This window comes from Streptosporangium nondiastaticum (assembly GCF_003011965.1).
Taxonomy (GTDB): domain Bacteria; phylum Actinomycetota; class Actinomycetes; order Streptomycetales; family Streptomycetaceae; genus Streptomyces; species Streptomyces nondiastaticus.
In genome coordinates this window covers 45,953-58,699 of sequence record NZ_PXWG01000033.1, presented here as the reverse complement: position 1 = coordinate 58,699, position 12,747 = coordinate 45,953, and the positions used below count along the sequence as shown (strand labels likewise).

The 12,747-nt window shown below is 70.0% G+C and carries 10 protein-coding genes; 6 read left to right on the top strand and 4 right to left on the bottom strand.

Going from position 1 to position 12,747, the window contains the following annotated elements; translation table 11 throughout:
• Nucleotides 1–3,449, top strand: a 3,449-nt coding sequence (locus tag B7P34_RS15355; protein WP_189382794.1) for a multifunctional oxoglutarate decarboxylase/oxoglutarate dehydrogenase thiamine pyrophosphate-binding subunit/dihydrolipoyllysine-residue succinyltransferase subunit, incomplete at its 5' end; no start/stop codon positions are given.
• 129 nt (nt 3,450–3,578) lie between these two features.
• The gene (locus B7P34_RS15350; RefSeq protein WP_004937694.1) at nt 3,579–3,758 is read left to right on the top strand and encodes a DUF6104 family protein; all 180 of its coding nucleotides are present in this window, start codon (nt 3,579–3,581) and stop codon (nt 3,756–3,758) included.
• A gap of 98 nt (nt 3,759–3,856) precedes the next feature.
• On the opposite strand, the gene B7P34_RS15345 is transcribed toward B7P34_RS15350, so the two are convergent.
• Nucleotides 3,857–4,675, bottom strand: coding sequence for a hypothetical protein (locus B7P34_RS15345; protein ID WP_106676831.1), 819 nt, complete (start codon nt 4,673–4,675; stop codon nt 3,857–3,859).
• Between the two features lie 206 nt (nt 4,676–4,881).
• Between B7P34_RS15345 and B7P34_RS15340 the strand changes: the two genes are divergently transcribed.
• The 3 genes from B7P34_RS15340 (at nt 4,882) to B7P34_RS15330 (ending at nt 7,506) form a co-directional block, all read left to right on the top strand.
• A complete protein-coding gene (locus B7P34_RS15340; RefSeq protein WP_106676830.1) occupies nt 4,882–5,763 on the top strand; it encodes a DUF4097 family beta strand repeat-containing protein in 882 nt (293 codons plus the stop codon).
• Nucleotides 5,763–6,740, top strand: coding sequence for a PadR family transcriptional regulator (locus B7P34_RS15335; RefSeq protein WP_106676829.1), 978 nt, complete (start codon nt 5,763–5,765; stop codon nt 6,738–6,740). The genes B7P34_RS15340 and B7P34_RS15335 overlap by 1 nt, the downstream gene beginning before the upstream one ends.
• Before the next feature lie 178 nt (nt 6,741–6,918).
• Nucleotides 6,919–7,506 (top strand): Uma2 family endonuclease, encoded by a 588-nt coding sequence (locus B7P34_RS15330; RefSeq protein WP_223267877.1) that lies wholly within the window; start codon nt 6,919–6,921, stop codon nt 7,504–7,506.
• 74 nt (nt 7,507–7,580) lie between these two features.
• On the opposite strand, the gene B7P34_RS15325 is transcribed toward B7P34_RS15330, so the two are convergent.
• The 3 genes from B7P34_RS15325 to B7P34_RS15315 are packed head-to-tail and all read right to left on the bottom strand — an operon-like array spanning nt 7,581 to nt 10,722.
• Nucleotides 7,581–8,342, bottom strand: coding sequence for an amino acid ABC transporter ATP-binding protein (locus tag B7P34_RS15325; RefSeq protein WP_106676827.1), 762 nt, complete (start codon nt 8,340–8,342; stop codon nt 7,581–7,583).
• A complete protein-coding gene (locus tag B7P34_RS15320; protein ID WP_223267876.1) occupies nt 8,339–9,712 on the bottom strand; it encodes an amino acid ABC transporter permease in 1,374 nt (457 codons plus the stop codon). Before B7P34_RS15320 ends, B7P34_RS15325 begins: the two co-directional genes overlap by 4 nt.
• A 44-nt stretch (nt 9,713–9,756) precedes the next feature.
• On the bottom strand, nt 9,757–10,722 hold the full coding sequence (locus B7P34_RS15315) for an ABC transporter substrate-binding protein (protein ID WP_106676825.1): 966 nt from the start codon (nt 10,720–10,722) through the stop codon (nt 9,757–9,759).
• A gap of 640 nt (nt 10,723–11,362) precedes the next feature.
• Here B7P34_RS15315 and B7P34_RS15305 point away from each other — a divergent pair.
• Nucleotides 11,363–12,559 (top strand): NAD(P)-dependent malic enzyme, encoded by a 1,197-nt coding sequence (locus B7P34_RS15305; protein WP_223267875.1) that lies wholly within the window; start codon nt 11,363–11,365, stop codon nt 12,557–12,559.
• The last annotated feature ends 188 nt before the right edge of the window (nt 12,560–12,747 follow it).

The window sequence follows — 12,747 nt, the reverse complement described above, 5'->3', positions numbered from 1 at the left end:
CGGTGAAGCCCGCGGCCGCCCCGGCCAAGCCCGCAGCGGCCGCGCCCGCCGCGAAGGCCGCCCCCGCGACCGAGGCCCCCGCCGGCCCCGAGTACGTCACGCTCCGTGGCCCCTCGGCCGCCGTCGCGAAGAACATGAACGCCTCCCTGGAGCTGCCGACGGCCACGTCCGTCCGCGCCGTCCCGGTGAAGCTGCTGTTCGACCAGCGCATCGTGATCAACAATCACCTCAAGCGCGCCCGCGGCGGCAAGGTCTCCTTCACGCACCTCATCGGCTTCGCCATGGTGCAGGCGCTGAAGCTCATGCCGTCGATGAACTACTCCTTCACGGAGAAGGACGGCAAGCCGACCCTCGTCAAGCCCGAGCACGTCAACCTCGGCCTGGCCATCGACCTGGTCAAGCCCAACGGTGAGCGCCAGCTCGTCGTCGCGGCCATCAAGAAGGCCGAGACGCTGAACTTCTTCGAGTTCTGGCAGGCCTACGAGGACATCGTCCGCCGCGCCCGCGTCGGCAAGCTGACGATGGACGACTTCACCGGCGTCACCGCGTCGCTGACCAACCCCGGCGGCATCGGCACGGTCCACTCCGTGCCGCGTCTGATGCCCGGCCAGGGTCTGATCCTCGGCGTCGGCGCCATGGACTACCCCGCCGAGTTCCAGGGCACGTCTCAGGACACCCTGAACAAGATGGGCATCTCCAAGGTGATGACCCTCACCTCGACGTACGACCACCGGGTGATCCAGGGTGCCGCCTCCGGCGAGTTCCTGCGGATCATGTCCCAGCTGCTGCTGGGCGAGAACGGCTTCTACGACGAGATCTTCGAGGCGCTGCGCATCCCCTACGAGCCGGTCCGCTGGCTCAAGGACATCGACGCCTCGCACGACGACGACGTCACCAAGGCCGCCCGCGTCTTCGAGCTGATCCACTCCTACCGGGTCCGCGGCCACGTCATGGCCGACACCGACCCGCTGGAGTACCGCCAGCGCAAGCACCCCGACCTCGACATCACCGAGCACGGCCTCACCCTGTGGGACCTTGAGCGCGAGTTCGCGGTCGGCGGCTTCGCCGGCAAGTCGATGATGAAGCTGCGCGACATCCTCGGCGTCCTGCGCGACTCGTACTGCCGCACCACCGGCATCGAGTTCATGCACATCCAGGACCCCAAGCAGCGCAAGTGGATCCAGGACCGGGTCGAGCGCGGCCACTCCAAGCCGGAGCGCGAGGAGCAGCTGCGCATCCTCCGCCGGCTGAACGCCGCCGAGGCCTTCGAGACCTTCCTGCAGACGAAGTACGTCGGCCAGAAGCGCTTCTCCCTGGAGGGCGGCGAGTCCGTCATCCCGCTGCTGGACTCGGTGCTGGACGCCGCCGCCGAGGCGCGCCTGGACGAGGTCGTCATCGGCATGGCCCACCGCGGCCGCCTCAACGTCCTCGCCAACATCGTCGGCAAGTCGTACGCCCAGATCTTCCGCGAGTTCGAGGGCAACCTCGACCCGAAGTCGATGCACGGCTCCGGCGACGTGAAGTACCACCTCGGTGCCGAGGGCGTCTTCACCGGCCTGGACGGCGAGCAGATCAAGGTCTCGCTGGCCGCCAACCCGTCCCACCTGGAGACCGTCGACCCGGTCGTCGAGGGCATCGCCCGCGCCAAGCAGGACATCATCGGCAAGGCGGGCACGGACTTCACCGTCCTGCCGGTCCAGCTCCACGGCGACGCGGCCTTCGCGGGCCAGGGCGTCGTCGCCGAGACGCTGAACATGTCGCAGCTGCGCGGCTACCGCACCGGCGGCACCGTGCACATCGTCATCAACAACCAGGTCGGCTTCACCGCGCCGCCGGAGTCCTCGCGCTCGTCGATGTACTGCACCGACGTCGCCCGGATGATCGAGGCGCCGATCTTCCACGTGAACGGTGACGACCCGGAGGCCGTGGTCCGCGTCGCGCGGCTCGCCTTCGAGTTCCGCCAGGCGTTCAACAAGGACGTCGTCATCGACCTGATCTGCTACCGCCGCCGGGGCCACAACGAGTCGGACAACCCCTCGTTCACCCAGCCGCTGATGTACGACCTGATCGACAAGAAGCGCTCGGTGCGCAAGCTCTACACCGAGTCCCTCATCGGTCGCGGCGACATCACCCTGGAAGAGGCCGAGCAGGCCCTGCAGGACTACCAGGGCCAGCTGGAGAAGGTCTTCGTCGAGGTCCGCGACGCGGACGCGGCCACGGCCCCCGCCGCCGTCCCGGCCCCGCAGAGCGGGTTCCCGGTGCCGGTGAACACCGCGATCTCCCAGGAGGTCCTCAAGCGGATCGCCGAGTCGCAGGTCACCACGCCCGACAACGTCACGGTGCACCCGCGCCTGGTGCCGCAGCTGCAGCGCCGCGCCGCCAGCATCGAGGACGGCACCATCGACTGGGGCATGGGCGAGACCCTCGCCTTCGGCTCGCTGCTGATGGAGGGCACCCCGGTCCGCCTCGCGGGCCAGGACTCCCGCCGCGGCACCTTCGGCCAGCGCCACGCGGTGCTCGTCGACCGCGAGACCGGCGAGGACTACACCCCGCTGCTCTACCTGTCCGAGGACCAGGCCCGCTTCAACGTCTACGACTCGCTCCTCAGCGAGTACGCGGCGATGGGCTTCGAGTACGGCTACTCGCTGGCCCGCCCGGACGCGCTGGTGCTGTGGGAGGCCCAGTTCGGTGACTTCGTCAACGGCGCCCAGAGCATCGTCGACGAGTTCATCTCCTCCTCCGAGCAGAAGTGGAACCAGACCTCCGGCGTCACGCTGCTCCTGCCGCACGGCTACGAGGGCCAGGGCCCGGACCACTCCTCGGCCCGCGTCGAGCGCTTCCTGCAGCTCTGCGCGCAGAACAACATGACGGTCGCCATGCCGACGCTGCCGTCGAACTACTTCCACCTGCTGCGCTGGCAGGTCCACAACCCGCACCACAAGCCGCTGATCGTCTTCACCCCGAAGTCGATGCTGCGTCTGAAGGCCGCGGCGTCGAAGGCGGAGGAGTTCACGAGCGGCCAGTTCCGGCCGGTCATCGGTGACGACACCGTCGCCGCGGCGGACGTCCGCAAGGTCGTCTTCTGCTCCGGCAAGGTCTACTACGACCTGGCAGCCGAGCGGGCCAAGCGCGGCGCGAACGACACGGCCATCGTCCGCATCGAGCGCCTCTACCCGCTGCCGGGCGAGGAGCTCCAGGCCGAGATCGCCAAGTTCCCGAACGCCGAGAAGTACATCTGGGCGCAGGAGGAGCCGGCGAACCAGGGTGCGTGGCCGTTCATCGCGCTGAACCTGATCGACCACCTGGACCTGGCGGTCGGCGCCGACGTCCCGGCCCGCGAGCGGCTGCGGCGGATCTCCCGCCCGCACTCCTCGTCGCCGGCGGTCGGCTCGGCCAAGCGCCACCAGGCCGAGCAGCAGACGCTGATCAACGAGGTGTTCGACGCCTGACGGACGCGTCCGTAACGGGGCCGGGCCCCCACCGCCGAGAGGCGGTGGGGGCCCGGCCCTTTCCGGTGCCCGCCCGCCTATCCTTGGCCTGACCACGAACAAGAGACTGACGGACTGACGGAGCGAACGTTGTACTTCACCGACCGCGGTATCGAGGAGCTGGAGAACCGGCGGGGCGAGGAGGAGGTCACGCTCGGCTGGGTGGCCGAGCAGCTGCGCACCTTCGTCGACCTGAACCCGGACTTCGAGGTACCGGTGGAGCGGCTGGCGACGTGGCTGGCGAGGCTGGACGACGAGGACGACGAGTAGGGGTTTCCGTTCGTCCAGCTTCTAGAAGCGCGGGCCGGTGCGCCCCGTAAGGGGCGCGGGGAACTGCGCGACAAGCCCCCACCGGCCCGCAGGAACATTCAGGCGCGCCCCCGCCACCAGTCGTAGGCCAGCGTCAACGCGCCGTCCGCGAGGACAACCGCCCCGACGGCCGTCACCCCCCGCCGCCCGCGACGACACCCCCAGAGGGCCAGGGACGCCCCGGCCACAACCTCCCCCACGCCCAGCGCCCGCGCCCGCGGACCCCGCGTCCACGCGCCGAGCCGCCCGCTGTCCGCCGCTTCGAACCCGGCCCGTACGGCCTCGCGCCAGCCGGGCCAGTAGACCGCCTCGGCGGCGGGGAGCGCGCCCGCGGAGGCGCGCAGGCCGTCGGCCGGGACGCCCGGGGCGAGGCCGGGCGGCAGGTGCAGGCCGGTGCGCGAGAGGACGGCGAGCAGCCCGCGCATGCGGGCCACGGCGTCGGCGTCCGCGTCGGGCCGGGTGAGCCCGTCGAGCGCGGCCCCGTCGAGGACGGGGTCGAGGCCGGTACGGGCCCGCAGCGCGGTCATGGCCGACTCCTCCCCGATCGGGGTGCCGTCGGCGACCCACGCGTACACGGCGGTCCGCCGGAAGCCCGAGGCCACGACGAAGCCCGCCCCCACCGCGTCCCACCACAGGCCCACGACGGGCCACGGCTCGGCGACGGCCAGCGCGTGGGCCCAGCCCGCGGTGGCGGTCGCGAGGTCGGTGCCCTCGGTGCGCCAGGAGTCCTCGCCGGGGATCAGCGCGCTCCAGCCCTCCCCGGCCGGGACCAGGAGGAGCGGTTCGTTCAGGAGCTGGGCGGAGGGCCGGACGCGGCCGGGCTCGGCCCGGCAGAGCAGCAGGACCCCCGCCGCGCGGCTGTGATCAGTAGCGGACATGCGACAACGCTATGCCAACGCGAAGGCGCTTGACTTCCCGCGACCGCGATATATCGTGTTTCTAGAAGACGCGATAGGTTGCGTCTCGTACGGCATCGCGATGGCCACCGCGCCGGCCATCGCGTCACGTCATCACGTCGCGTCATCGCGTACGCCATCAGGTTCGACATCGCGTTCGACATCCTGTTCGCAGGAGGGGGTCCGGAATGCCCGCAGAGTCCGAGTGGACGCTGTCCGCACCAGAGAAAATCGTCTTCGAGGGCCCGGTCACCGCCCTCGACGTCAGCATCGTGAACGGCACGGTCAACGTCGTCGGCACGGACGGCGGCCCGGCCCGCCTGGAGCTGACGGCGCTCGACGGCCCGCCGCTGAAGGTCGTCCAGCAGGGCGGCACGCTGACCGTCGGTTACGAGGACCTGTCGAGGAAGACGCTCCTCGGCTGGTTCGGCCGGAAGAACTGGAATCGCTCGGCCGACGTCACCCTGACCGTGCCCGCGACCGCCGGCGTCAAGGTCGGCATCGTCGGGGCGAGCGCCGTGGTCTCCGGCATCGCGGGCGACACGAAGGTCGCGGGGGTCTCCGGCGACACCACGCTCGTCGGCATCACCGGCGACGTCCACACGGAGACGGTCTCGGGCCGGGTGGAGGCCCAGCGCCTCGGCGGCGACGTGCGCTGCAACGGCGTCTCCGGCGACCTCACGCTCGTGGAGTGCTCGGGCGGCCGGGTCAAGGCCGACTCGGTCAGCGGCAACGTGGTGATCGACCTGTCGCCGGCCACGCCGGCCGTCGACGTGGCGGTCACCACCGTCTCGGGCGAGGTCGCCGTCCGGCTGCCGTCCTCGGCGGACGCGGCGGTGGACGCGGGCACGACGGTCGGCCCGATCTCGTGCTCGTTCCCGGAGCTGTGGGTCAAGGACCAGTTCGGCGCGCGGAACATCACCGGCCGGCTCGGCGCGGGCCGCGGCCGGATCAAGGTCACCAGCGTCTCCGGCGCGGTCGCGCTGCTGGAGGGGCCGGTCCTCGACGACACCGACGACACCGACGGCTGGGCGGACGACGACGCCCCCGCCCAGGGAAAGGTCCTCTGATGCCCCCCGTCTTCGCCCACGGCCGGCTCCGCCTCTACCTGCTCAAGCTGCTCGACGAGGCGCCCCGCCACGGCTACGAGATCATCCGGCTGCTGGAGGAGCGGTTCCAGGGCCTGTACGCGCCGTCGGCCGGCACGGTCTACCCGCGCCTGGCCAAGCTGGAGGCCGAGGGCCTCGTCACGCACACCACCGAGGGCGGCCGCAAGGTCTACGCGATCACCGACGCCGGCCGCGAAGAACTCGCCGGCCGGCAGGGCGAACTGGCCGAGCTGGAGCTGGAGATCCGCGAGTCCGTGTCCGCCCTCGCCGCCGACATCCGCGAGGACGTCCGGGGCGCCGCGGGCGACCTGCGCCGCCAGGTGCGCGAGGCCGCCCGGCTGACCCGCGCGGCGGCGGACAGCCACTCCTTCGACAGCGCGAAGGAGGACTACCGCCGGGCGAAGGAGCAGTGGAAGGAGCAGGCCCGCCGGGCGAAGGAGGAGAGCCGGCGCGCCCGCCAGGACGCCCAGCAGGCCCGCCACCAGGCCCGCGAGGCCCAGGAACGGGCCCGCGAGGAGGTCCGGCGCGCCACCGAACGCGTCCAGGAGCAGGTCCAGGAACACCTGCGCCGCGGCGACTGGCCGACCGGCATCGCCGAGGGCGTCAGCGCCCTCGCGAAGGAGTTCGGCGCTTTCACGGCCCGCACGGCGGGGGCGGCGGGCGAGGCCGGTATGCCGGGTACGAACGGCACGGCGGCCACGAACGGCACCCGGCGCGCCGAGCCGCCGGCGGGCCCCGCCCCGGAGTGGGCCGAGGCCGCGGACAGCCTCTCCAAGGACCCGGCCCGCGACCTGGACCGCCTCCTCGACCGCTTCCGCGACGACATCCGCGACGCGGCCCGCGACCACGGCGTGACCCCGGAACAACTGGCCGAGTCCCGCCGCCACCTGGCCGATGCGGCCACCCGCATCACGGCCCTCCTCCACCCGGGAGACTGACGTGCCCACAGGATCGACGGCGTGGTGGCTGGCGCGGCTGTTACCGGCCCGGCCGAAACCGCCCGCCCGGGCCCCACGCGTGAGGCAGGCCACACGACCTAAGGCGTAGCCGAGCCATCGTGCGTATCGTTGAACCGCGCGGCTGCTGAAACCGGTGGCAGCGGGGAGGAGCGTCACGGTGACCATCGCACTGACCGACAGGACCGAGATGGCCGAGAACGGCGAGTCGAGCTCAGACGACATGTTCGAGCTTCTTTACGACATCGTCCCCGAAGGGTTCAAGGGCGAAGTCGTCGAGGGGGCCATTCACATGACGCCGCAGAGGAGCACGCACTGGGAGATCATTGCGGACGTATTCCTGCAGCTGACGATGCACTTCGGGCGAGACAGCAAAATCATGTCTGATGTCCGCTTGGATCTGCCGGGCGATGGCAATAATTTCGCTCCCGACCTCTTCAAGCTGCCGGACGATGCAAAGCCGAACGAGGAGGGGCGCTGGCGCTATCAGGATGTCGAGTTCATCCTTGAGGTAATCTCCCGCGGGACCGCCGACAGCGACTACGGGAAGAAGAAGGCCGCCTACGCTGCCGGCGAGATCCCGCTCTATCTGATCGCCGACCCGTACACAGGGCGATGCCATCTGCACACCCTGCCGAAAGACGGCGAATACTGGGGCAATCTGACCGTCAAGTTCGGCCAGCCGGTCGACCTCACCGACACGGTCCTCGGCATGACCCTGCAGACGGACCGCTTCCCCCGCGACTAGCGACTGCGACGCCTGAAACGGGCGGGGGGTACGGGAGAACCCGTACCCCCCGCCCGTTTCCGTACCGCCGACCGCTACAGCACCTTCGACAGGAACGCCTTCGTCCGCTCGTGCTGCGGGTTGGTGAGCACGTCGCGCGGGTTGCCCGACTCGACGACCACGCCCTGGTCCATGAAGACCACCGAGTCGCCGACCTCGCGGGCGAAGCCCATCTCGTGGGTCACCACGATCATGGTCATGCCGTCCTCGGCCAGGCCCCGCATGACGTCCAGGACGTCACCGACGAGCTCCGGGTCGAGCGCCGACGTGGGCTCGTCGAAGAGCATCAGCTTCGGCTCCATCGCGAGCGCCCGCGCGATCGCGACCCGCTGCTGCTGGCCGCCGGAGAGCTGCGAGGGGTAGTTGCCGGCCTTGTCGCCGAGGCCGACCCGGTCGAGGAGCTTCTTGGCCCGCTCGCGGGCGACGGCCTTCGTCTCGCCCTTGACCTGGACCGGCGCCTCCATGACGTTCGCGAGCGCCGTCATGTGCGGGAAGAGGTTGAAGCGCTGGAACACCATGCCGATGTCCCGGCGGTTCCGCGCGACCTCGCTGTCCTTGAGCTCGTAGAGCTTGTCGCCCTGCTGCCGGTAGCCGACCAGCTCGCCGTCGACGTACAGCCGTCCGGCGTTGATCTGCTCCAGGTGGTTGATGCACCGCAGGAAGGTGGACTTGCCCGAGCCGGAGGGGCCGATGAGGCAGAACACCTCGCGCGGGGCGACCTCCAGGTCGATGCCCTTGAGGATGTGGGCCGCGCCGTAGGACTTGTGAACGCCCTCGGCCTTCACCATCGCGTTCATACGGTGACACCTCCGGAGGGACGGTTGCTGCTGAAGGAAGCCAGGTTCTTCTTGACCTTCTGCCACGGGGTGAGCGGCAGCGTGCGCAGCGAGCCGCGTGCGTAGTGCCGCTCCAGGTAGAACTGGCCGACGCTGAAGACGCTGGTGAGGATGAGGTACCAGGTGGCGGCGAGGAAGAGCATCTCGACCGTGGCACCGGTCGTCTGGCCGATGTCGGAGGTGGACCGCAGCAGTTCGAGGTATTGCGCCGCGCTCGCCGCCAGCGACGAGGTCTTGAGCATGTTGATGAACTCGTTGCCGGTGGGCGGCACGATCACCCGCATGGCCTGCGGGAGGACGATCCGGCGCAGGGTCCGGCCCTGGCTCATGCCGAGCGCGTGCGCGGCCTCGGTCTGGCCCTCGTCGACGGACTGGATGCCGGCGCGGACGATCTCCGACATGTAGGCGGCCTCGTTGAGGCCCAGGCCGAGCAGCGCCGCCATGAACGGCGTCATGAAGTCGCTCATCTCGTCCCGGTAGATCGGGCCGAGGTTGATGTACGGGAAGATCAGCGCGAGGTTGAACCACAGCAGCAGCTGGACATAGACCGGGGTGCCCCGGAAGAACCAGATGTAGAGCCAGGAGACCGAGGACGTCACAGGGTTCTTCGACAGCCGCATCACCGCCAGCACGATGCCGAGCACCAGGCCCAGCAGCATCGCGAGGAGGGAGATCAGCACCGTCTTGCCGAGGCCGGTGATGACCGTCGAGTCGAAGATGTAGTCGGGGATGGCGCTGTAGTGGACCTTCGCGGTGGCGAAGGCGTTGACCAGCAGGCCGAGGAGGCCGAGGACGAGGACGGCGGAGATCCACCGGCCGTAGTGGCGTACGGGGATGGCCTTGATGGCTTCCGGCACGACGGCGGTCTTGGCCGAGGAGGACGAAGACGAGGAGGAGGACGAGGACGAGGAGGAGGACGAGGACGAGGAGGACGCGGGCGCCGGGTCGTCGGCGGGGTCGTCCTTCCCGGTGGCGGGAGCGTCCTTCTTGGCGAGATCCGGCTTCTCGGCCGGCTTTTCCTCGGCCGGCTTCTTCTCAGCCGCCTTTTCCTCGGACGCCTTGTCCTCAGCCGGCTTCTCTTCGGCCGCCTTCTCCTCGCCCGCCTTCTTCTCGGCGGGCTCGGCGTCGGCCTTCTCCTCGGCCTCCGCTTCAGCCTTCTTCTCTCCGGCCGGCTTCTCGGCGGCCTTCTCGGCCTCGGCCGGCTTCTCGCCGGCCTTCTTCTCCGGCTCCGGGGTCTCGGCCGCCGCCTTGTCGGCGGTCTCCTTCCCGGGCTCCGGCTGGACCTTCTTGTCCGGCTCCGGCTTTTCGGGGGAATCGGGGGAATCAGTCACGGGGTATGGCCTTTCAGCGTCCGTACGAGGGGAGGGAGAGGGGGTCAGGAACCGCCGTTGACCTTGGCTTCCTTGGCGGCGCCGGCCTCGACGCCCCAGGTCTTCATGACCTTGTCGTACGCACCGTTCTTGATGATCGCGTCGAGGGCCGCCTTGAGCGCGTCCCTCAGCTGGGTGCTCTCCTTGCCGACGGCGATGCCGTACGGAGCGGCCTCCACCTGGTCGCCGACGACCTCGAAGTCATTGCCGCCGCCCGAGGTCTTCACCGCGTAGGCGGCGACGGGGAAGTCGCTGGAGACGGCCTCCACGCCACCGGCCTTCAGCCGGGTCTGGGCCTCCAGGTCGGTGTCGAACGCCTCGATGCTGATCTTGTCCTTGTCGTCCTTCTCGCACTTCTCGGACTGGGACTTGGCCAGGTCGTCGGAGACCGTTCCGCGCTGCACCGCGACCTTCTTGCCGCAGAGGTCCTCCCAGCCCTTGATGCCCTTGGTGTCGCCCTTCTTGGTGTAGAGCGAGACGCCGGCGTTGAAGTAGTCCACGAAGTCGACGCCGTCGGTGACCTTCTTGCCGGTCTTGGAGTCGATGCCCTGCTGGCGGTCCTTCGTGTCCGTCATGGCGGACATCGCCATGTCGTACCGCTTCGAGCGCAGGCCCGTGAGCAGGGCGTCGAAGGTGCCGTTGTTGAACTCGAACCGCACCCCCAGTTCCTTGCCCATGGCGGCGGCGATGTCCGGGTCGAGACCGACGACCTTGCCGTCCTTCTTGAACTCCACCGGCGGGTAGGCGATGTCCGAGCCCACCTTGATGACGCCGGAGTCCTGGATCTTCTTCGGCAGCTTGTCGAAGAGGGGGGCCTTCGAGCCCTGGGCGCTCTGACCGGCCTCGCTGCCGGTCTTGTCCCGCTGGTCGCCACAGCCGGTGAGCAGCAGGGCGCCGGCGACCGCGATCGCGCCGGCGGCGGCCAAACGACTCCTGGCGGCAGCCGTGCGAGGGGTGGTGCTTGCGGTCATTGCTGGTTCCTCCTGCGGGTGAGGGGGTGGCCGGCCGTGGGGGACGGACACGGAGCAAACACGGAACAAACACAGGAAAACGCTGATGACGCACGAGGGGCGGAGCACACGCCCTTGGATGTCGCGACCTCGTGCGATTGGGGCATCTTGCCATCCGGACTGCACCATTCGGGGGGCTCGCTATGTCAAAATCGGATAACGGGCGATCCCCGTGCCGCATCAGGTCGGTACCAGCTCGGCCAGGACTACCGGACTCATAGGTTCCCCTTCCGTCGGCCGCCGGCACGAGACGTATGTCACGCACCCTCTGTCTCACTCCGTGGACTTATCCACCCAGTTGACACCGTTCTGACCTGCCCTTGCGACTGCGCTGAACCGCGCCGCGACAAGTCAGCGGGAACTCACTCGTAGGCCGTAGCGCTCATTTGGTAGAAAGACCAGCTACACCCCGCACCAGGGGCCCAGGGCGCGTGTGCGGCGCGCCCGGCATACGGATCCGTACCGCGCGGCATCAACCCCACGCGCGGAGGTCATCTCGATGGCCGGACACGGACCCGAAGCCCGACCCGCCCCGCAACCCAGGGCGGCTACCCTCGACGGACATTCGACAAAGGGGTCAAATACAGTGGCAGCGGAGATCGTGAATCCTCGCAGCGACAGCGGTCCGGACGACACTCATGGCGAGTTCTTCGATCCGGCCTTTGCGCTGCACCGTGGCGGCAAGATGGAGATCCGGGCGACGGTGCCCGTGCGCGACCGGGACGACCTGTCCCTCGCCTACACGCCCGGTGTGGCTAAGGTGTGCAGCGCCATCGCGGAGCACCCGGAGCTCGTCCACGACTACACCTGGAAGTCCCAGGTCGTCGCCGTGGTCACGGACGGCAGCGCCGTGCTCGGGCTCGGTGACATCGGCGCCGAGGCGTCCTTGCCCGTGATGGAGGGCAAGGCCATCCTCTTCAAGCAGTTCGGCGGCGTGGACGCCGTCCCCATCGCCCTCGACTGCCGCGGCGTCGACGAGATCGTCGAGACCGTCGCGCGCCTCGCGCCCTCCTTCGGCGGCATCAACCTGGAGGACATCTCCGCGCCGCGCTGCTTCGAGGTCGAGCGCAAGCTCCAGGAGCGCGTGGACATCCCCGTCTTCCACGACGACCAGCACGGCACCGCCGTCGTCACCCTCGCCGCCCTGCGCAACGCCGCCAGGCTCACCGGCCGGTCGCTGGGCGAGCTGCGCGCCGTGATCTCGGGCGCGGGCGCGGCCGGCGTCGCGATCGCCCGGATCCTGGTGGAGGCGGGCATCGGCGACGTCGCCGTCTGCGACCGCAAGGGCGTCGTCTCGGCCGGCCGCGAGGACCTCACGGACGTCAAGCGCGACCTCGCCGGCTTCACGAACAAGGCCGGCCTCTCGGGCACCCTGGCCGCGGCCCTGGACGGCGCGGACGTGTTCATCGGCGTCTCGGGCGGCACCGTGCCCGAGGAGGCGGTGGCCACCATGGCGAAGAACGCCCTGATCTTCGCCATGGCCAACCCCACCCCAGAGATCCACCCGGACGTCGCGCACAAGTACGCGGCCGTCGTCGCGACCGGCCGCAGCGACTACCCGAACCAGATCAACAACGTCCTGGCCTTCCCCGGCATCTTCGCGGGCGCCCTCCAGGTGCGGGCCTCCCGCATCACCGAGGGCATGAAGCTCGCCGCCGCGGAGGCGCTGGCCGCGGTCGTCGCGGACGAGCTGAGCGCCGAGTGCGTCATCCCGTCGCCGTTCGACGAGCGGGTCGCCCCGGCGGTCACCGCCGCCGTCGCGGCCGCCGCCCGGGCGGAGGGCGTGGCGCGGCGCTGAGCTGCGCGAGCTGTGCTGAACCGCGCTGAGCTGCGGTGATACGGCGGGCCGGACCGGTATGGTCCGGCCCGTCGGCTTTGCCCGGCCGGCCCGTCGGCCTTTTCCGGCTGGCCCGTCGGTTTTCCCCGGCCGGCCCGTCGGCCTTTTCCGGCTACGGGTTCCGCCTACGGGGTGACCCGCCGCAGGAC

Excerpts from the sequence above, each read along its gene's own strand:
- B7P34_RS15345 (WP_106676831.1), bottom strand. The coding sequence starts at position 4,675 with ATGTCCGCTACTGATCACAGCCGCGCGGCGGGGGTCCTGCTGCTCTGC.
- B7P34_RS15340 (WP_106676830.1), top strand. The coding sequence starts at position 4,882 with ATGCCCGCAGAGTCCGAGTGGACGCTGTCCGCACCAGAGAAAATCGTC.
- B7P34_RS15335 (WP_106676829.1), top strand. The coding sequence starts at position 5,763 with ATGCCCCCCGTCTTCGCCCACGGCCGGCTCCGCCTCTACCTGCTCAAG.
- B7P34_RS15325 (WP_106676827.1), bottom strand. The coding sequence starts at position 8,342 with ATGAACGCGATGGTGAAGGCCGAGGGCGTTCACAAGTCCTACGGCGCG.
- B7P34_RS15315 (WP_106676825.1), bottom strand. The coding sequence starts at position 10,722 with ATGACCGCAAGCACCACCCCTCGCACGGCTGCCGCCAGGAGTCGTTTG.